The sequence below is a fragment of the Haloechinothrix salitolerans genome (assembly GCF_042662605.1).
Classification (GTDB): Bacteria; Actinomycetota; Actinomycetes; order Mycobacteriales; family Pseudonocardiaceae; genus Haloechinothrix_A; species Haloechinothrix_A salitolerans.
This window is the reverse complement of the sequence record NZ_JBHSXX010000001.1, coordinates 5,535,177-5,552,183: the sequence shown is the minus strand read 5'-3', so window position 1 is coordinate 5,552,183 and position 17,007 is coordinate 5,535,177. Positions and strand designations below refer to the sequence as shown.

Here is a 17,007-nt window from a genome sequence, read left to right as displayed (position 1 = left end):
AGTCGGCTACGACGAGCGTGCGCTCCCATGATTGGCGCTTGTTGGCACTATGTCAATAGGCGCGTTGTCAGTGTTCGTCCGACACGATCTCCTCGGCGTGCTCGGCGACCCACGAGACAAGCGGGAGGAGCAGCGCGGCGAGCTCGTGGCCGCGCTCGGTGAGGCTGTAGTCCACGCGCGGCGGGATCACCGGCTCGGGGTGGCGGTCGACGAAGCCGTCCCGCTCCAGCGTCTTCAATGTCTGCGCCAGCATCTTCTCGCTGATGCCCTCGGCGCGACGTCGCAGCTCGCCCCAGCGCTGCGGCCCCTCGGACAGCGCGACCAGGATCAGCACGCCCCACTTGCTCGTGACGTGATCCAGGACGACGCGGCTCGGGCACTTCGCGGGGAAGACGCCGTCCGGATAGCGGGTGCGTAGTCCGTTGACCTGGTTACTCACTTCCATGCTAGTACCTTACTTGAAAGTGGGTACGGCGGACAGGGAAGTCATTCGGCGGCACAGCGGTTGGCAGGGGTGAAGACCTCACACCGAAAGGAACTGCCATGTCGCTTGTCGTCACCGGAGCTACTGGACACCTGGGCCGTCTCGTCGTCGAGGCCCTGCTCGACGCGAACGTGCCCGCCGAGCGGATCGTCGCCGCTGGCCGGGACACCGCCAAGATCGCCGACCTCGCTGAGCGCGGCGTGGCCGTCCGCGCGATCGACTACGAAGACCCCGCCAGCCTGCGCGCGGCGTTCCACGACGCGGAGCGGGTACTGCTGGTGTCGAGCAGTGAATTGGGACGCCGGACCGAACAGCACCGCAACGTCATCGAGGCGGCGCAGCACGTCGACCTGCTGGTCTACACCAGCATCGCCAACGCCGATCGCTCCGGCCTGCGCCTTGCCGAGGAACACCTGGAGACCGAGAAGCTGCTGCACGACGCGCGGGTGCCGGTGACGGTGTTGCGCAACGGCTGGTACCTGGAGAACTACACCGACCAACTCTCGACATACGTCGAGCACGGCGCGGTGTTCGGCAGCGCGGGTGACGGCCGGGTGAACGCGGCGACCCGCGCGGACTACGCCGCGGCCGCCGCTGCCGTGCTCACCCGCGACGGCCACGCCGGGAAGGTCTACGAGCTGGGCGGCGAGGCGTTCACGATGTCCGAGTTGGCCGCCGAGGTCAGCCGTGCGACCGGGAAGGACGTCGAGTACCGCGACCTGTCCGCCGACGAGTACGCGAAGCTGCTGGCCGGGGCCGGTCTGCCGGAGGAGTTCGCCGCCGTTCTCGCGGACTCCGACGTTGGTATCGCGCGCGGCGACCTTGAGGTGGCCAGCGACGACCTGCGCACGCTGCTCGGACGTGCGCCAACGACGTTGGCGGAGGCGGTCGCGGCCGCGGTGGGGTGAGGCGCCCGTCGCCTGAACGCCCGAGGCGCGGTCACCACGTGGTGGCCGCGCCTCGTCGTATTTCCACCCAGATCAACATAGTGTGACCCTTGACATGCCACACATTGCCACGTATAACCAAGTAAACCAACACGAAACGGTGGTGAAACAACATGTTCGCGGAGGAGCGACAGCAGCGGATCGCTGAACGCGCCCGGTCGCAGGGCCGGGTCGACGTCACGGCGCTGGCGGCCGACTTCGACGTCACCACCGAGACCATCCGACGCGACCTGACCGCGTTGGAGCGCCAAGGCGTCGTGCGCAAGGTGCACGGCGGCGCGATCCCGGTGGAGCGGATCGGCTTCGAGCCGGGCGTCGCCACCCGCGACGCCGTCATGACCACCGAGAAGGAGCGCATCGGCAAGGCCGCGCTCGCCGAACTACCCGACGAGGGCGCGGTGCTGATCGACGCGGGCACCACCACCGCCCGGCTCGCCGAGATCATGCCCGGCGACCGGGAGTTGACCGTCGTCACCAACGCCCCGCTGATCGCGACCACGCTGGCGGGCCATGCGATGACGACCGTGCTCATGGTCGGCGGCAAGATCAGGGGCCGCACCATGGCGACCGTTGACGACTGGGCACTGCGGGCGCTGGCCGACACCTTCGTCGACGTCGCGTTCATCGGCGCCAACGGCCTGTCCGTCGATCGTGGACTGACCACTCCGGACACCGGCGAGGCCGCCGTCAAGCGCGCCATGATCGCCGCCGCCCGCCGCGTCGTCGTGCTCGCCGACCACACCAAGGTCGGCAACGACTGCCTCGCGCGGTTCGGCTCACTCGCCGACGTCGATGTCCTCATTACCGACACCGGACTCGACGCCGATGCCGCCGATGAGCTGTCCGCCGCTGGGCCGAGGGTGGTGCGCGCGTGATTGTCACCGTGACCGCGAACCCGAGCCTCGACCGCACCGTCGAGGTCGACCGGCTGCACCGAGGTGCGGTGCAGCGCGCGCTGACGACGTCGGTCGACGCTGGCGGCAAAGGTGTCAACGTCTCCCGCGCCCTCGTCGCGCATGGCCGCCCGACCCGCGCGGTGCTGTGCAGCGGTGGGTTCGCCGGACTCGAACTGCTCGCGCTGCTGCGCGAGACCGGAGTGCCGCTGCGCGAGGTGCGGGTGACCGGCGGCATCCGCAGTAACCTCACGCTCGCGGAGCCGGACGGCACCGTCACCAAGCTGAACGAGCCAGGCCCCCGGCTTTCGACGTCCGAAGTGGACGCCGTGCTGGACGCCGCGACCGAGGCGATCATCGGCGAGGCGGACTGGGTGGCTGGCTGCGGCTCGCTCCCGCCCGGGATGCCGGTGGACGTCTACGCGCGCCTGACTGAACGGGCGCACGCGCTCGGCGCGCAGGTCGCCATCGACACCAGTGGCGCGGCTCTGGACGCCTGCCTCGCCGCCGGTCCTGACCTGGTCAAACCCAATGCCGAGGAACTGGCCGAATGCGCTGGCGCCGAGATCCGCACGCTGGGCGACGCCGTTAAGGCCGCGCAGGTGCTGCGGGACCGGGGCGCGGGCGCGGTGCTGGCCAGCCTCGGCGCGGACGGCGCGATCCTCATCGACGACTCCGGCGCGCGCTACGCCACCGCGCGCCTCGACGCACCGGTCGTCAGCACCGTCGGTGCTGGTGACGCGACGTTGGCAGGGTTCCTGGCGGCGGGCGGCACGGGCGAGCACGCCCTGCGCACCGCCGTCACCTGGGGCGCTGCCGCCGTCACCCTGCCGGGCAGCAGCATGCCAACCCCGAACGACCTCGGTCGCGTCACGGCCGAGGTGCAGCGATCCATCGACCCGGACCGGGTCCTTACGAAGTAGTACGGAGCAGCACATGTCTGACCTGATCACCGCGGATCTGGTTGACCTTGACCTCACCGGTGAGGATCGCCACCAGGCCACCGCAGCACTCGCCAACCGACTCGCCAAGCAGGGCCGCGTCACCGACGTCGAGGGCTTCCTCAGCGACGTCCGCGCCCGCGAGGAGCAGATGCCGACCGGGATCGAAGGCGGCATCGGCATCCCGCACGCCCGATCCGAACATGTCACCGCGCCCAGTCTTGCCTTCGGCCGCTGCGCGGGCGGCGTCGACTTCGGGGCCGCGGACGGCCCCGCCGACCTGGTGTTCCTCATCGCCGCGCCGAACGGCGACGAGCACATGACGATCCTCGCGTCGCTCGCGCGCAGGCTCGTCCACGACAGCTTCAAGAACGCGCTCAGGACAGCGCCGGACGCCGACGCCGTCGTCACCCTCATCGAGAAGGAGGTGCTGGGGCGATGAAACTCGTCGCAGTCACGTCGTGCCCCACCGGCATCGCACACACCTACATGGCCGCGGAGGCACTGGAACAGGCCGCCGAAGCGGCGGGCCACGAGATCAGCGTGGAGACCCAGGGCGCGGCTGGCGCCACCCCGCTGACCGAGGCGCAGATCGCCGAGGCGGACGCCGTGGTGTTCGCAGCGGACGTCGACGTCCGCGACAAGGAACGCTTCGCGGGTAAGCCGACCGTCACCGGCAGTGTGAAGCGCGCCATCAACGACGCGGCTGGGCTGATCGCTGAAGCGGTGTCCTCGGCGGAGAGCGCACCGACGGCCGGAGCCGCCAGGGCCGGGTCGGCCGCGGCTAGCGCCACCACCACGCCCGCGCGCACCCAGAATGCCGCACTGAGCTTCGGCTCGCAGCTGCGGCAGTGGCTGATGACAGGCGTGTCATACATGATCCCGTTCGTCGCGGCGGGCGGCATCCTCATCGCACTGTCCTTCGTGCTCGGCGGAGCGGAGATCGCCGCGATCGTCAACGGCGGTACATTCCAGGGCACCGAGTATCCCGGCGTGAGTGAACTGTCCAACTTGTTCAGTGAGGCAGGCTTCGCGGGCGTGCTGTTCAAGCTCGGCGCCGAGGCCTTCTCCATGCTGGTGCCGATCCTGGCCGGGTTCATCGCCTTCGGCATGGCCGATCGGATGGGCATCGCGCCGGGTGTTGTCGGTGGTCTGATCGCCGTCGCCATCGGCGCGGGCTTTCTTGGTGGTCTGGTCGCCGGTCTGCTCGCGGGCGCGGTCACACTGGGCCTCAAGCAGATCAAGGTGCCCCGCGGTGTCGCGGGCATCATGCCGGTCGTCGTGATCCCGCTGCTGTCGGTGTTCGCGGTCGGATTCCTGATGCTCGTCGTGGTTGGCGGTCCTATCGCGACCGTCCAGTCCGGACTGACCGACTGGCTCAGCGGTCTGGCGGGCGTCAACGCGATCCTGCTTGGTGCGCTGCTTGGCGCGATGATGGGCTTCGACCTCGGCGGCCCGGTCAACAAGGTCGCGTACCTGTTCGGCACCGCCGCGCTCGCCTCGGACAACCTCACCGTGATGGCCGCCGTCATGGCAGCCGGGATGGTGCCACCGCTCGGGCTGGCGCTGGCCACCGTCATCCGCCGCAAGCTGTTCACGCAGCCAGAACGCCAGGCGGGCGAGGCCGCGTGGCTGCTCGGACTGTCGTTTATCACCGAGGGCGCGATCCCGTTCGCCGCCGCCGACCCGCTGCGCGTCATCCCGTCCACTGTGGCTGGTGGCGCCGCCGCGGGTGCGACGTCGATGGCGGTCGGCTCTACCCTGATGGCCCCGCACGGTGGCATCTGGGTGATCGGCTTGATCGGCAACCCGTTCGGCTACCTGCTGGCGATCCTCGTCGGTACCGCCGTGACTTGCGGCGTCGTCGTCGCGGCGAAGCACGTCCGCCGCGGGACAGACGAACCGACAGCGCGGGCCGAACCCTCCACCTCCCCGCAGGCCGTCGCCGCCTGAGAAGTCTGAAAAGGAGCAGAACCATGCCAGAACGTCGAGTCGTCGTGGGGTCGTCCGTCGGCCTGCACGCCAGGCCAGCGGCACTGTTCGTGCAGGCAGCGGCCCGGCAGTCGGTCGAGGTGCTGATCGGGAAGGACGGCGGCGAGTTCGTCGACGCCCGCAGCATCCTGTCGGTCATCGGCCTGGACGCCAAAGGTGGTGAGGAGGTCATCCTGCGCGCCGACGGCGAGAACGCCGACGCCGCGCTGGAGGAGTTGGCCACCATGGTCGCTACGGACCACGACGCGCAGGGCTGAAGCCGATGAGCAGCAGGTTGACCGGCATCGGAGTGAGCGCGGGCGTCGCGGCGGGACCGGTGGCCCGGCTCGCCAGCCCGCCCGAGCTGCCACCGGACACGGGCGCTGAGCCGGACCCGGACGCAGCCACGGCGCGGGCGCGTGAAGCGTTGGACGCTGTCGCGGCCGACCTGGACGCCAGGGCGGCGAAGGCGAGCGGGCCCGCCGCCGACGTCCTGCTCGCGCAGTCGATGATGCCGCGCGACCCGGCGTTGGCGGAGCAGGTCGGCAAGGCTCTCGCGAGCGGGCGGTCGCTGCCACACGCGGTCGCGGAGGCGTTCGGTGTGTTCCGCGCGGCGCTGGAGGCGGCCGGCGGCTACCTCGCCGAACGTGCGGCAGACCTAGATGACCTGTGCCACCGCACGGTCGCGCAGCTGCTTGACCTGCCGATGCCGGGGCTGCCCGACCCCGGCCACCCGTACGTGCTGCTCGCGACCGACCTCGCGCCCGCCGACACCGCGACGCTGGACCCGAAGCAGGTGCTGGCGATCGTCACCGAGCAGGGCGGGCCGACCAGCCACACCGCGATCCTGGCGAAGTCGCTTGGCATCCCCGCGATCGTGGCCTGTGCGGCGTCACGCGAGCTGGCCGACGACGTTGAGGTGCTGGTCGACGGCCGCGCGGGCACCGTCGACGTCGAGCCGGACCCTGGCGAGGCAAAGCGGGCGGTACAGGTCGAGAAGGAGCGGGCGCAGGCCGTCGCCGCCAGCTCGGGGCCGGGTCGCACCGCGGACGGGACGTCGGTGAAGCTGCTGGTCAATCTCGGTTCGTCCGCCGAGCTGGCGACGGCGTCCGAAGTGGACAGCGAGGGCGTCGGGTTGCTGCGCACGGAGTTCCTGTACCTCAGCCGGACGACGGCGCCGAGCGTGACGGAGCAGGTCGAGAGTTATGGCGCGGTGTTCGCCGCGTTCGCCGGGCGCAAGGTCGTCGTGCGGACGCTGGACGCGGGCGCGGACAAGCCGCTGGCGTTCGTCGACCACGGTGAGGAGCCCAACCCCGCGCTGGGGGTGCGAGGCTGGCGGCTCGCCCGCCGAGCCCCGGACATGCTCGCCGACCAGCTCGCGGCCATCGCCGAGGCACGTAACCGCCACGACGCCGACGTCTGGGTCATGGCCCCGATGATCTCCACTCCGGCCGAGGCGGCGGCGTTCGCCGAGCAGGCGCACGCACTCGGGCTGCCGGTCGCGGGGACGATGGTGGAGGTGCCGGCGGTGGCCATCCGCGCGCGCCAGGTGCTCGCCGGATGCGATTTCGCCAGCATCGGCACGAACGACCTTGGCCAGTACACCCTCGCGGCGGACCGGATGGCGGGGGAGTTGGCTGACCTGCTCGACCCATGGCAGCCCGCGCTGCTCGAGCTGGTCAGGACGACGGCCCAGGCAGGGCGCGAGCTGGGCAAGCCGGTCGGGGTGTGTGGGGAGGCGGCGAGCGATCCGCTCCTGGCGCCGGTGCTGGTCGGGCTGGGTGTGACGAGCTTGTCCATGGCGCCTGCCGCGCTCCCGGAGGTGCGTGCGGGGTTGGCCGCCCGCACCGACGCAGACTGTGCCCGCCTGGCGGACATCGCCCTGGCGGCAGCCGACGCCGCCGAGGCACGGGCGGCGGTGGCGAAGACTGAGTGACCGGAGGCCGCCCGGACGTCTCCCCGCCCCGTCCGGGCGGCCTCTTACCAGCAGCTGAAGACGTTGTGGTTGTCATAGCGACCACAACGTCTTCAGCTTCCGCGCTCAGCAGGGAGCCAGCTGCCAGCGTGCGATGTGCTGCTCGCCGGGGTCGAGCACGATCAGATCGCGGCCGGTGACGAAGGCATTCGGGGGACAAGTCGCGGGCTCGATCGCGATTCCGGTGCGGTGCACGGCAGGGTCCTGGTGATCGCACGTGTAGACCTGCGCCCACGGCAGCGTGCGATCCCAGGTCAGCGCGACACCGTGGCCATCGACGTCGCGCACGGTCGCGGTGGTGCGGTCGAGGCCGGTGAACGTGTTGTCGATCTCCAGCCCGGCGAGTGGCTTGGGCTGGCGGAAGTCGAACGGCGTGTCATTGGTCGGGGCCTCGTGCCTCGGCACCAGCAGATCAGCGTCCATACCGACGTAGGTGTCGGCGGGGAGCTGGAGCGACCAGTCATCGACGCCGCCAGAACCCGCGGTCAGGTAGGGATGGATCGCGCAGCCGTACGGGGCGGGGTCCGAGCCGAGGTTCGACGCCGCCAGTTCGATGCGCAGGCCGGTGTCGTCGAGCAGGTACGTTGTCGTGAGGTCGAGATCGAACGGGTAGCCCGCCGGCAGCACCAGCCGGATGCGCAGGGTCAGCGAGGTGTCGGCGTGCTGGACGACGTCCCATGCGCGCGTAGCGACCAGGCCGTGCAGTGCTGTTCCGCGCTCGGGCTCGTTGACCGGGACGTGGTGGGTCCGCCCTTGGAAGGTGTAGGCGCCTCCCGCGAGGCGTCCGACCCACGGCGCGAGGACCGCGCCGCCGTACATGGTGCGTCGCGTCTCCGTGGGGAACTCGCGGACCAACGGCACGTCGTCGGCGCGAAACGAGGACAGCGCCGCGCCGACGGGATCGATCGTCGCGTGCAAACGGCCGTGGTGCAGGGTCAGTTCGTCAGCGCTCGGCGGCATTGTCACGAGGCGTTCCGCGGCGGGCGCATGGCGTCCAGGGCCGGTCCGAGCCGATCGCGCTCCACCTCGATGTCGTAGCGGCTTTGGATGTTGATCCAGAACCGCTCCGATGTTTCGAAGTAGCGGGCGAGCCTGAGCGCGGTGTCGGCGCTGATGCGCCGCTTGCCGTGCACGATCTCGTTGATCCGGCGGGGCGGCACATCGATCTCGACCGCCAACCGCTGCTGGGTGATGTCCAACGGGATGAGGAACTCCTCGACGAGGATCTCGCCGGGATGTATTGGTGCCATCTCGGGTGTCGGCATGTGCTCCCTCTTTTCAGTGATAGTCAACGATCTCCACGTCCTCGGGACCCGCCGCCGTCCATCGGAAGCAGATGCGCCACCGTTGGTTCACCCACACGCTGTACTGTCCGGCGCGGTTGCCGCGCAGCTTTTCGAGCCGGTTTCCAGGCGGAACACCTCCTCACGCATAACCCCACGCGTTAATAATGGCAAGCGTTATGTTCCCTTACCCCAGCGATCGGCGCTGGTAGTCCTCCCGGATGCCGGGGTCGGACGACGTCTGGTCCACCACCAGCAGTCGTTGGAAGAACCCGCGCAGGCGGGCGGGCACGAGGTCGAGGAGCCGGATGCTGACGCCGACGTGCTTCGGCAGGTGCGATCGAGGGTGTTGATCACGCCTGCTCGTGTTGTTGCGAGAGTATGTCCGCGCTGTCCGGTTTGGCGAACAACACCGCGAGTAGACGTGATCAACAGCGCCGCACGCCTTCACCACCGGCCGACATACCCCCAGTGAGGTGAACCCGCGCGCGTGCCACGGCGCGTCCTGCGGAAAACCGCCCAATGGCGCGACAATCAAGGTGTGAGCAAAGACAACGACACCCGTGCCGACGCGCCCGGCAAGGCGGGCGCGGACAAGCGCACCGAACCGCACACGCCAGAGCCAACGGCACCGACCCAGAAGACCGAGCGGTCCGCCGGTAAGGACACCAGCAGTAAGCTCAAGCCCACCCGCATCAGTGGCGCCTGGGTCGCGGTGATCGTCGCCGTCATCGTGCTGGTGTTTCTGCTCATCTTCATCTTGCAGAACTCGACGTCGGTGACGGTGCACTACTTCGGCGCGTCCGGCACACTGCCGCTCGGCGTCGCGCTGCTGTTCGCGTCCGTGGGTGGTGCGCTGCTGGTCGCGCTGATCGGCGTCGCCCGGGTCTTCCAGCTGCGGCGCTTCGCGAGGAAGGCAGGCCGAGGCGACCACGCCGCCTGAGACGTCGTGGTGGCCACGAGCGCGGCCACCACGACGTGGCGATCCCTACGCCCTGGTCACGATGACGTTGACCGGGTTGCGCAGGATGTCGAGCACCGGCGACGTCCGCTGCGCGTAGGCGCACAGCTCGTCGATCTTCTCGGCGGGCGCGTCGGAGTCAACTCGGCAGGTGACCCGGATGTCGCTGTAGCCGGGTCGGACGTCGTCCGACAGCCCGAGGAACCCGTGCAGGTCCAGCTCGCCTTCGAGGTCGAACGCCAGACCGCGCAGTTCAATCCCTTGTGCGGCGGCGTTGTAGGCGACGCCCACGGCGAGGCAGGAGGCCAGCGCGTGCAAGATCGCCTCGACGGCGTTGGGCGCGGTGTTCTCACCCAGAAGCACAGGTGGTTCGTCACCCTCCAGCGTGAACGGCGTCGTGCGGGACGAGTCCTCGTCGCCCGCGCCGTAAAAGCCGTCGATGCTGGTGCGGGAGCGTCCGCCGCCGAGCCAGGTGTTGCTGGCCCGGAACCGAAACGCCGCCAGCGACGGGTCGTTCTTGATCGCCTCGACGGTCCGTACGAGCTGAGTGACGTCGACGCCGTTGGGGTGTACTTCAGTGGTGGACATGGTGACTCCTTCTGGGGGTCGTTACTTGGTCGCGAGCAGGGAGATGCTCTTGACGCCGTAGGTGGTGGTGGCGCCTCGGGCGCCGTCGGACAGGAACTCATACGGGTTGCTGTGCACCCGCTGGATGCGCAGCCCGGCGTTCTCGATCGCCTGGCGGTAGGCGGACTCTTGCGCGGCACCACCAATGCACGACGCCCAGAGGTCGACGTCGCACACAATGGCCGCTGCGAGCTGTCGCTCGGTGACGATGTCGGCGATCGCCAGCCTGCCTCCGGGGCGTAGCACCCTGGCGACCTCGTGGAACACCGCCGCCTTATCTGGGATCAGGTTGATGACGCCGTTGGAGATCACGCAGTCCGCGCCGCCATCCGGGGCGGGCAGTGAGTCGACGCGGCCGTGCCGGAACTGCACGTGGTCGTCTACGCCAGCCTCGCTGGCGAGCCGGCGAGCCTTGCTGAGCTGTTCCGGGGTGAAGTCGACGCCGACGACGAGTCCGTCCGGCCCGACAAGCGTGCCCGCGAGGAACGAGTCCGTGCCGGACCCGCTGCCAAGGTCGAAGACACGTTCGCCCTCGGTCAGCTCGGCGAGGTCGAAGAAGTGCCCGACCCCGGCGAACGAGTCGAGCGCGGCTTGCGGGATCTGGTCAAGCAGCGTGGGGTCGTAGCCGAGTCGTTCGGCGAGCGGGCGTCCGGTCTCGAAGTGGTACGAGCCGTCGGGGTGCTCGGCGACGTCCCGGTACATCCTGCGCACCTTGGCTTCGAGTTGTTGGGTGTCTATCGCGGTGGTCATGGCTGCCTCCTGGTCGCGTGAATGGTTGTCTGCGATGAAGACGGCCCCGGTTCGCCGGGTTATTGCACGGTTGGGCTGTTTGGGTATGAAGTGAAACTCTCGGCGGAAAAATGGCGAACCAGTGCATTAACGAGGGGGTGCACGGACGTCTGAAGGGATATGGACCCGGTGTGCTCGGCGGAACCCCGTGCGGCTCGGATTGAGCTGTTCCGGGACGTCGCGCGCCAGCAACTGCCCCGGCTCTACCGAATCGCGCGGCGCATCGTGGGCGATGAGGCCGAGGACGCGGTGCAAGACTGCTTGCTCAAGGCGTACCAGCACGTCGATCAACTTCGCGAGCGGTCAGCGGCGTCCGCGTGGCTGGTGCGGATCCTCGTCAACTGCTGTCGGGACCGGCTACGGGGCCGGGCGCGCAGCCAGGAAGACGTCGACCTTGACGCGATGGAGGACTTCTCGCTGTACCGTACGATCGCGTACGAGGACCCGTTCCCGTACTCGGACTCACTGCACCTGGACTTCCTCGCTGAGTTCAGCGTCGACGACGTCCGGCAGGTGCTACTGCGGCTGCCGGAGCTGTACCGCATCCCGGTTGTGCTGGTGTACATGCAAGGATTTCTCGCGCGCGAGGTCGCGGAAATGCTGGATACGCCGCTCGGCACTGTGCTGGCGCGGCTGCACCGGGGCAGGAAGGCGTTTGAGCAGCAGATGTGGCGCTACGCCACGGAACACGGCCTGCTGCGGGAGGGGGCTCGATGATCAGTTGTGCTGAGGCGGTGCGCCAGCTCTGGGAATACATCGACGACGTCGTCGACGTAGGGGAGCGGGCCGCGATCGAGACCCACCTCGCCCGGTGCCGCCGGTGCTGTGGCGAGCTGGAGTTCGCGCGGGAGTTGCGTCGCACATTGACCGACGCCGCTGACGAAGACGTCCCGGACGACGTGCTGCGACGGCTGCGGCACACGTTGGAGGAGTTGGAGCGATGACCCGCGATCTGATGCACACGGCTGAGGTGAAAGATCTGGTGCGCGCGGCGTACCGCGACGTGCCGCCGACGACCGAGGCGGTGGCACGCAAGCTGTACAGCGACGACGAGCTCGCGCAGGTGCCGGAGTCAGCGATGCGGCGCGCGCTCGGCGTCGCGAACCACCTGCGACATGCCGAGATCCGGCCCGGCGACGTCGTGTTGGACCTTGGCTGCGGCGGCGGCATCGACAGCATCCTCGCCGCCCGGCGAGCAGGGCCGACAGGGCGGGTGCTCGCGCTCGACTTCCTGCCGGAGATGCTGGAACGCACGGAGGCGGCGGCGCGTGAGGCCGGGCTATCCAACGTCGAGCCGCTGGAAGGCGAGCTAGAGGCCATCCCGCTGCCCGAAGACAGCGTGGACGTGATCATCTCCAACGGGGTCGTCAACCTGTCGCCGCGCAAGACCCGAGTGATGGCAGAGTGTGCCAGGGTGCTGCGGCTCGGCGGGCAGCTCTGCGTCTCCGATCTCACGGTGGAGCAGGAGGGGTTACCGCCGGAGATCCTGACGCAGCCTGCCGCGTGGGCCGGCTGTGTCGCGGGCGCGCTGGCCGAGATTGACTTCGTCCGCAAGCTCGCGAGGGTCGGCTTCGTCGACATCGACGTCCTCGACCACCAGCCGCTGAGCATCGACGACTGCGCGCTTTACCCGCTGTTCTCCGACGAGGTGATCGCGCTGATGCGCAGGCTCATCCCCGCCGAGCAGCACGGATCGGTGGCGACCGCGGTGGTGATCCGCGCGTGGCTCGCGGCGGCGGGGTCGTGACGGCCACAGGAGTTGTCGCCACCTCCATCCCGCGCTGCACCTGAGTTGATCTGAAGACGTTGTGGTCGCTATGACGACCGCAACGTCTTCAGATCAACTGGCTTACACCGGCGGACCGAAGCCGCATTCGACGTCGACCGCGGTGTTCGGGTCGAGCGCGTTCGTGATCAGCTGAGTCACGGTGGAGTCGAAGGCGATGCCGACGTGCCCCACCGGGTCGGCGGCGCAGGTGTCCTGCACGTACTGGTTGTCCACCCCTGGTTCGTCGACGAACGACGTCGATGTCGGCGTGACGACGACGTCGTAGCGGGTCGCGATGACGGTGTAGTCGACGTCGTCCTGCGCGATCGGGCCGTCGGTGAGCTCGTTGACGGCCTCTCCGCCGTCGACGAGGTCACCGCACGCGTAGCACATCACGCCGTCGGTGAGCAGTTCGATGAACTCCTGTCCGCCGAGCAACTGGCCGACGGTGACCAGCCCGCTGACCGTCGTGCCGTGAGTCGGCGGCGCCAGTGCTACCACGGTGCCGACCTCGGATGCGTAGCCCGCGACCTTCGGCACATACAGGGACAGGAAACCGCCCTCGGAGTGCCCGACGAGATCGACCTCTGCGGTGCCGGTCGCGGCCCGCACCTTGTCGATGAACGCGCCTACTTCCTGCGCGGATTCCTTCACCGGCCGCGTGCCGCCCGGTGCGCCCGGGAACTGCTGGCCGTACGTGAACGAGAACGCGCAGTACCCGGCGTCGGCCAGCTTCGGGCCGTGGAAGGCCCAGTTGCCGGGGCCGTTGCCGCCGAGACCGTGGATAAGCACCACCGGACGCGGATGTGCCGCCGACGGCTGGCAGGACCAGTCGTTGTAGCCGGAGGACGGCGCCGCGGTCGCTGGTACGGCGAAGCCGCCGAGTAAGGCGAGCGTCAGTATGGCGAGGGCGGTGCGGCGCATCGAAAACTCCCTGGTCATCGGCGTTCTGAGAGTCAAGTGAGACGCATGTTACTACAGAGTCGCAGGAAATTCCTACATCAGTGTAGTAAAGTTGAAGGTATGACTGATGCCGTGCGTTCGGGGCGGGAGCGCGCCGCGCATCTCGGGCCGGAGCGTCGACGTCCCCAGGTCCTCGACGTGGCGCTGGTTATCGCCGTCGAATCAGGAGTGGGCGCGGTGACGATCGGCGCCGTCGCTGACCGTCTCGGTGTCACCCGTCCGGTCATCTACTCGTGTTTCCGGGACCGGGTCGCGCTGATCGAGGCGTTGGTCGAACGCGAAGGGGAGCGGTTGCTCGCCAACGCGCTGGCGGCGCTGCACACTGCCCGTGGCGACGACCCTGAAGCCGTTTTCGTGCGGGGTTACCAGGCATTTCTCGACGTCGTGGCCGACTGCCCCAACGCGTGGCGACTGTTGTTCAGCGCGGCCCCCGACCCCGCTGTGGCCGACAAGTTCCGGCGGGCGCGGCTGGAAATGGCCGACAGCGTCACCCGATGGTTGCGCCCCGCACTCACCGCGTGGTGGGACGTCGCTGAGTTGGAGCGCAAGCTGCCGGTATTGGTCGAGTTGTTCATGTCGTCGTGCGAGGCGGCGGCGCGGTCCCTGCTGGATCACCCGGACGAGTGGACGACCCAGACGCTCGGCGAGCTCTACGGCCGGGTGATGTGCCGCGCGTTCAGCGTGGCGTGAAGAAAGGACGACAGATGGCGGAGCCACGGATGCTCGCGAACCGGGGGTGGCCGTTCGACGGCGACCGCAGGCGCGAGGACCACGGATTCTTCGGGCCCGGCTCACCCACCTGGCGGGTCTGGACCAGTCCGACGGCGCTGCTCGGGTTTCAGCGCTCCATCGCCGTCGAGGCGTTCGACCCGTTCCTGACGGCGTCGGTCACCGACACCAAGGGCATCTACACCGACCCGATGGGTCGGCTGGACAGCACGCTGACGTACTTCACCATCGTCGCTATCGGTGATAGCCGTGCCGCGATCGAGTCGTCCGAACTGCTCCAGAAGGTGCATGCCCGTGCGACCGGGATCGAACCGATCAGCGGCAAGCGGTACAGCGCTAACGATCCGGACAGCCAGCTGTGGATCCACATGACTGGGTGGCACTCCGTCCTGAAGTGCTACGAGAAGTACGGACCAGGGCCGCTCGGGCCTGCCGACGAGGACCGTTACTGGGCCGACTGCGCGATCGCCGCCGAGCTGCAGACCTGTGACCCCGCCACGGTGCCGACCAGCAGGGACGGCGTCCGGCAGTACTTCGCCGAACAGCGGCATCGGCTGTGCTGGTCGGAGAACGCCGATCGGGTCGCGCGCCAGATCCTGTACCCGCCGTCGGACACCACGAGTCCGCTGGTCGCACGGACCGCCCGCCGGTTGACGCCAGCGGTCATCGCCACGCTCCCGCGCTGGATGCGCCACCTGAGCGGTCTCGACCAGAGCCGGATGACCGACGCGGCGATCGGGCCCGCCATGCGGGCGGCCATGGCGGTTGCCGGGCCGCTGCCGATCCGGCTGCGGCTCGCCGACATCGTGGCGCCGTCGATCCGTCCGGTGTGGGAGAACGCGCTGCGGGGTCGACCGCCGTCGCGCGACGAGATCGTCACACCTGCCGAAGCACGGCAGCGCTACGGTGCTGCGGCGAGTCGTAACCCGGCGCGGGGTAGCCCCGCGCAGAGTGGATCTTGAGACGTTTCGGTCGTCATAGCAACCGAAACGTCTCAAGATCCACACTCTGAGGGGGTGGAAACCCGCATCGACCCGTGGGAGAGACGGACCGTCAATGGCTGCTGATCAACGTCCCTGCCAGGGCATCGTGGCGCTCGCGGCTGACGCGGTCCATCCCCGTAATCGTCACGCTCGTGCCGCGCGCCTCGTACTTGTGCGTGATGGCGTCGAGCGACGCCACGGTCGAGGCGTCCCAGATCGTCGCGTCGGACAGGTCGATGATGACGTTGCTGGGATCGTTGGCGTAGTCGAACTGGAACACCAGGTCGTTGCTGGATGCGAAGAACAGCTGCCCGGTGACACGGTAGATCTTGGTGCTGCCATCTGGGTCGAGCACACCGTCCACAGTGACCAGATGCGCGACACGGCGCGCGAACAGCACCATCGCGACGAGCACGCCGACGGTGACACCGATGGCGAGGTTGTGGGTGATGACCGTGACGGCGACGGTGGAGAGCATCACGACGGTCTCGCTCTTTGGCATCCGCCGCAGTGTCCCTGGCTGAATGCTGTGCCAGTCGAAAGTCGCCACCGCCACCATGATCATGACGCCGACCAGCGCCGCCATCGGGATCAGCGCGACGACGTGCCCCAGCGACACGACCAGTACCAGTAGGAACACGCCGGACAGGAACGTCGAGAGCCGGGTGCGAGCGCCGGACTTCACGTTGATCATGGTCTGGCCGATCATGGCGCAGCCGCCCATGCCACCGAAGAAGCCGGTGACGATGTTGGCGATGCCCTGGCCCCAGGACTCGCGGGTCTTGTTGGAGTGCGTGTCGGTGATGTCGTCGACGAGCTTCGCCGTCATCAGCGACTCCATCAGCCCGACCAGTGCCATCGCGAACGCGTACGGCGCGATGATCGTCAACGTCTCCAGCGTGAACGGCACCGAGGGCACGCCGAGGATCGGCAGGCTGTCCGGCAGTGCGCCCTCGTCCCCGACGGTCGGCACCGCGACGCCCGCCGCGATGGTGAACGTCGTGAGCACGACGATCGCCACCAGCGGCGCGGGGATCGCGGTGGTCAGCTTCGGCAGCGCGACCATGATCACCAGCCCGACGGCGAGCAGCGCGTAGACCGGCCATGGCACGTCGATGAGGTACGGCAGTTGCGCGAGGAAGATCAGGATCGCCAGCGCGTTGACGAAGCCGACCATCACGCTGCGCGGCAGGAACCGCATCAGCCGCGCGACGCCGCCAGCCGCGAGCATCACCTGCAGCACACCGCCAAGCACGACGGTCGCGAGCAGGTACTCCACGCCATGTTCGCGCACCAGCGGCGCGAGCACCAGGGCGATCGCGCCGGTCGCGGCGGAGATCATCGCTGGTCGGCCGCCAGTGACGGCGATGGTGACCGCCATCGTGAACGAGGCGAACAGCCCGACGCGCGGATCAACCCCCGCGATGATCGAGAACGACACCGCTTCCGGGATCAGCGCGAGCGCGACAACGAGCCCCGCCAGCACCTCGGTGCGGAACACACGCGGCGAGAGCCAAGTGGGACGGGCGAATTTCGGGCGCAGCGCAGCAGGAAGCGACATCAGCTTCTTTCACGTCGAGAAAAGGGAAAAGCGGCGGAGCCGCACCACTGGGGCTCTCGCGAACACCGCAAACCCTACCGTGACGTGAAGGTTTCGCGCGCCGTGTTGTGACATTGGTCCGATGTGACCCAC

Annotated in this window: 21 protein-coding genes and 1 pseudogene; 13 read left to right on the top strand and 9 right to left on the bottom strand. The window is 68.8% G+C overall.

Features of this window, described 5'->3' with window-relative positions; all coding sequences use genetic code 11:
• Nucleotides 1-67: 67 nt before the first annotated feature.
• Entirely contained in the window at nucleotides 68-445 is a 378-nt protein-coding gene (locus ACFQGD_RS26440) for a winged helix-turn-helix transcriptional regulator (protein WP_345405011.1), read from the bottom strand.
• Nucleotides 446-543: 98 nt separating this feature from the next.
• Here ACFQGD_RS26440 and ACFQGD_RS26435 point away from each other — a divergent pair, with 98 nt between their 5' ends.
• From ACFQGD_RS26435 to ptsP, 7 genes are all read left to right on the top strand, one after another.
• Complete coding sequence (locus ACFQGD_RS26435) at nucleotides 544-1,392, top strand: SDR family oxidoreductase (RefSeq protein WP_345405008.1); 849 nt, start codon at nucleotides 544-546, stop codon at nucleotides 1,390-1,392.
• 152 nt (nucleotides 1,393-1,544) lie between these two features.
• Entirely contained in the window at nucleotides 1,545-2,306 is a 762-nt protein-coding gene (locus ACFQGD_RS26430) for a DeoR/GlpR family DNA-binding transcription regulator (RefSeq protein WP_345405005.1), read from the top strand.
• On the top strand, nucleotides 2,303-3,247 hold the full coding sequence (gene pfkB, locus ACFQGD_RS26425) for a 1-phosphofructokinase (protein ID WP_345405002.1): 945 nt from the start codon (nucleotides 2,303-2,305) through the stop codon (nucleotides 3,245-3,247). The genes ACFQGD_RS26430 and pfkB overlap by 4 nt, the downstream gene beginning before the upstream one ends.
• Before the next feature lie 13 nt (nucleotides 3,248-3,260).
• Entirely contained in the window at nucleotides 3,261-3,707 is a 447-nt protein-coding gene (locus ACFQGD_RS26420; protein ID WP_345404999.1) for a PTS sugar transporter subunit IIA, read from the top strand.
• Nucleotides 3,704-5,218 (top strand): PTS fructose transporter subunit IIC, encoded by a 1,515-nt coding sequence (locus ACFQGD_RS26415; protein WP_345404996.1) that lies wholly within the window; start codon nucleotides 3,704-3,706, stop codon nucleotides 5,216-5,218. The genes ACFQGD_RS26420 and ACFQGD_RS26415 overlap by 4 nt, the downstream gene beginning before the upstream one ends.
• A 23-nt stretch (nucleotides 5,219-5,241) precedes the next feature.
• Nucleotides 5,242-5,514, top strand: a complete 273-nt coding sequence (locus ACFQGD_RS26410) for an HPr family phosphocarrier protein (RefSeq protein ID WP_345404993.1) — start codon at nucleotides 5,242-5,244, stop codon at nucleotides 5,512-5,514.
• Nucleotides 5,515-5,519: 5 nt separating this feature from the next.
• Nucleotides 5,520-7,172, top strand: coding sequence for a phosphoenolpyruvate--protein phosphotransferase (gene ptsP, locus ACFQGD_RS26405; protein WP_345404990.1), 1,653 nt, complete (start codon nucleotides 5,520-5,522; stop codon nucleotides 7,170-7,172).
• Nucleotides 7,173-7,277: 105 nt separating this feature from the next.
• On the opposite strand, the gene ACFQGD_RS26400 is transcribed toward ptsP, so the two are convergent.
• The 4 genes and pseudogenes from ACFQGD_RS26400 to ACFQGD_RS26385 all read right to left on the bottom strand — a co-directional run bounded on the left by ACFQGD_RS26400 (nucleotide 7,278) and on the right by ACFQGD_RS26385 (nucleotide 9,032).
• On the bottom strand, nucleotides 7,278-8,171 hold the full coding sequence (locus ACFQGD_RS26400; RefSeq protein ID WP_345405239.1) for an aldose 1-epimerase family protein: 894 nt from the start codon (nucleotides 8,169-8,171) through the stop codon (nucleotides 7,278-7,280).
• Between the two features lie 2 nt (nucleotides 8,172-8,173).
• Entirely contained in the window at nucleotides 8,174-8,476 is a 303-nt protein-coding gene (locus tag ACFQGD_RS26395) for a HigA family addiction module antitoxin (protein ID WP_345404987.1), read from the bottom strand.
• 13 nt (nucleotides 8,477-8,489) lie between these two features.
• Nucleotides 8,490-8,618 (bottom strand): annotated as a pseudogene (locus tag ACFQGD_RS26390) (type II toxin-antitoxin system RelE/ParE family toxin); the annotation flags it as partial.
• A 63-nt stretch (nucleotides 8,619-8,681) separates the two neighbouring features.
• On the bottom strand, nucleotides 8,682-9,032 hold the full coding sequence (locus ACFQGD_RS26385; protein WP_345404984.1) for a hypothetical protein: 351 nt from the start codon (nucleotides 9,030-9,032) through the stop codon (nucleotides 8,682-8,684).
• A 3-nt stretch (nucleotides 9,033-9,035) separates the two neighbouring features.
• Here ACFQGD_RS26385 and ACFQGD_RS26380 point away from each other — a divergent pair, with 3 nt between their 5' ends.
• Nucleotides 9,036-9,437 carry a LapA family protein gene (locus ACFQGD_RS26380; protein WP_345404981.1) on the top strand — a complete coding sequence of 134 codons (402 nt, stop codon included), beginning with the start codon at nucleotides 9,036-9,038 and terminating at the stop codon, nucleotides 9,435-9,437.
• A 45-nt stretch (nucleotides 9,438-9,482) separates the two neighbouring features.
• On the opposite strand, the gene ACFQGD_RS26375 is transcribed toward ACFQGD_RS26380, so the two are convergent.
• Nucleotides 9,483-10,043, bottom strand: coding sequence for an OsmC family protein (locus tag ACFQGD_RS26375; RefSeq protein ID WP_345404978.1), 561 nt, complete (start codon nucleotides 10,041-10,043; stop codon nucleotides 9,483-9,485).
• Nucleotides 10,044-10,064: 21 nt separating this feature from the next.
• Nucleotides 10,065-10,832: a methyltransferase domain-containing protein gene (locus tag ACFQGD_RS26370; RefSeq protein ID WP_345404975.1), complete on the bottom strand. Its 768-nt coding sequence runs from the start codon at nucleotides 10,830-10,832 to the stop codon at nucleotides 10,065-10,067.
• Between the two features lie 168 nt (nucleotides 10,833-11,000).
• On the opposite strand from ACFQGD_RS26370, the gene ACFQGD_RS26365 reads away from it, so the two are divergent.
• From ACFQGD_RS26365 to ACFQGD_RS26355, 3 genes are read left to right on the top strand one after another with little or no spacing between them, the layout of a single operon-like run.
• Nucleotides 11,001-11,588: a sigma-70 family RNA polymerase sigma factor gene (locus ACFQGD_RS26365; RefSeq protein WP_345404972.1), complete on the top strand. Its 588-nt coding sequence runs from the start codon at nucleotides 11,001-11,003 to the stop codon at nucleotides 11,586-11,588.
• The gene (locus ACFQGD_RS26360; protein WP_345404969.1) at nucleotides 11,585-11,815 is read left to right on the top strand and encodes an anti-sigma factor family protein; all 231 of its coding nucleotides are present in this window, start codon (nucleotides 11,585-11,587) and stop codon (nucleotides 11,813-11,815) included. The genes ACFQGD_RS26365 and ACFQGD_RS26360 overlap by 4 nt, the downstream gene beginning before the upstream one ends.
• Nucleotides 11,812-12,618, top strand: coding sequence for a methyltransferase domain-containing protein (locus tag ACFQGD_RS26355; protein ID WP_345404966.1), 807 nt, complete (start codon nucleotides 11,812-11,814; stop codon nucleotides 12,616-12,618). The genes ACFQGD_RS26360 and ACFQGD_RS26355 overlap by 4 nt, the downstream gene beginning before the upstream one ends.
• Nucleotides 12,619-12,720: 102 nt before the next feature.
• Here ACFQGD_RS26355 and ACFQGD_RS26350 read toward each other — a convergent pair whose 3' ends face one another.
• Nucleotides 12,721-13,563, bottom strand: coding sequence for an esterase/lipase family protein (locus tag ACFQGD_RS26350; RefSeq protein WP_345404963.1), 843 nt, complete (start codon nucleotides 13,561-13,563; stop codon nucleotides 12,721-12,723).
• A gap of 99 nt (nucleotides 13,564-13,662) precedes the next feature.
• On the opposite strand from ACFQGD_RS26350, the gene ACFQGD_RS26345 reads away from it, so the two are divergent.
• Together ACFQGD_RS26345 and ACFQGD_RS26340 are read left to right on the top strand one after the other, a co-directional pair.
• Nucleotides 13,663-14,292 carry a TetR/AcrR family transcriptional regulator gene (locus ACFQGD_RS26345; RefSeq protein WP_345404960.1) on the top strand — a complete coding sequence of 210 codons (630 nt, stop codon included), beginning with the start codon at nucleotides 13,663-13,665 and terminating at the stop codon, nucleotides 14,290-14,292.
• 14 nt (nucleotides 14,293-14,306) lie between these two features.
• Entirely contained in the window at nucleotides 14,307-15,293 is a 987-nt protein-coding gene (locus ACFQGD_RS26340; RefSeq protein WP_345404957.1) for an oxygenase MpaB family protein, read from the top strand.
• Nucleotides 15,294-15,384: 91 nt separating this feature from the next.
• Here the strand turns inward: ACFQGD_RS26340 and ACFQGD_RS26335 are convergent, their stop codons facing one another.
• On the bottom strand, nucleotides 15,385-16,875 hold the full coding sequence (locus tag ACFQGD_RS26335; protein WP_345404954.1) for a SulP family inorganic anion transporter: 1,491 nt from the start codon (nucleotides 16,873-16,875) through the stop codon (nucleotides 15,385-15,387).
• Nucleotides 16,876-17,007: the final 132 nt, after the last annotated feature.

Bases quoted from the DNA above. Each gene is read 5' to 3' on its own strand.
- ACFQGD_RS26395 (WP_345404987.1), bottom strand. From the start codon at position 8,476: ATGCCGACACCCGAGATGGCACCAATACATCCCGGCGAGATCCTCGTC.
- ACFQGD_RS26345 (WP_345404960.1), top strand. From the start codon at position 13,663: ATGACTGATGCCGTGCGTTCGGGGCGGGAGCGCGCCGCGCATCTCGGG.
- ACFQGD_RS26435 (WP_345405008.1), top strand. From the start codon at position 544: ATGTCGCTTGTCGTCACCGGAGCTACTGGACACCTGGGCCGTCTCGTC.
- ACFQGD_RS26360 (WP_345404969.1), top strand. From the start codon at position 11,585: ATGATCAGTTGTGCTGAGGCGGTGCGCCAGCTCTGGGAATACATCGAC.
- ptsP (WP_345404990.1), top strand. From the start codon at position 5,520: ATGAGCAGCAGGTTGACCGGCATCGGAGTGAGCGCGGGCGTCGCGGCG.
- ACFQGD_RS26415 (WP_345404996.1), top strand. From the start codon at position 3,704: ATGAAACTCGTCGCAGTCACGTCGTGCCCCACCGGCATCGCACACACC.
- ACFQGD_RS26370 (WP_345404975.1), bottom strand. From the start codon at position 10,832: ATGACCACCGCGATAGACACCCAACAACTCGAAGCCAAGGTGCGCAGG.
- ACFQGD_RS26350 (WP_345404963.1), bottom strand. From the start codon at position 13,563: ATGCGCCGCACCGCCCTCGCCATACTGACGCTCGCCTTACTCGGCGGC.
- ACFQGD_RS26400 (WP_345405239.1), bottom strand. From the start codon at position 8,171: ATGCCGCCGAGCGCTGACGAACTGACCCTGCACCACGGCCGTTTGCAC.
- ACFQGD_RS26440 (WP_345405011.1), bottom strand. From the start codon at position 445: ATGGAAGTGAGTAACCAGGTCAACGGACTACGCACCCGCTATCCGGAC.
- ACFQGD_RS26355 (WP_345404966.1), top strand. From the start codon at position 11,812: ATGACCCGCGATCTGATGCACACGGCTGAGGTGAAAGATCTGGTGCGC.
- ACFQGD_RS26430 (WP_345405005.1), top strand. From the start codon at position 1,545: ATGTTCGCGGAGGAGCGACAGCAGCGGATCGCTGAACGCGCCCGGTCG.
- ACFQGD_RS26335 (WP_345404954.1), bottom strand. From the start codon at position 16,875: ATGTCGCTTCCTGCTGCGCTGCGCCCGAAATTCGCCCGTCCCACTTGG.
- ACFQGD_RS26410 (WP_345404993.1), top strand. From the start codon at position 5,242: ATGCCAGAACGTCGAGTCGTCGTGGGGTCGTCCGTCGGCCTGCACGCC.
- ACFQGD_RS26420 (WP_345404999.1), top strand. From the start codon at position 3,261: ATGTCTGACCTGATCACCGCGGATCTGGTTGACCTTGACCTCACCGGT.
- ACFQGD_RS26340 (WP_345404957.1), top strand. From the start codon at position 14,307: ATGGCGGAGCCACGGATGCTCGCGAACCGGGGGTGGCCGTTCGACGGC.
- ACFQGD_RS26375 (WP_345404978.1), bottom strand. From the start codon at position 10,043: ATGTCCACCACTGAAGTACACCCCAACGGCGTCGACGTCACTCAGCTC.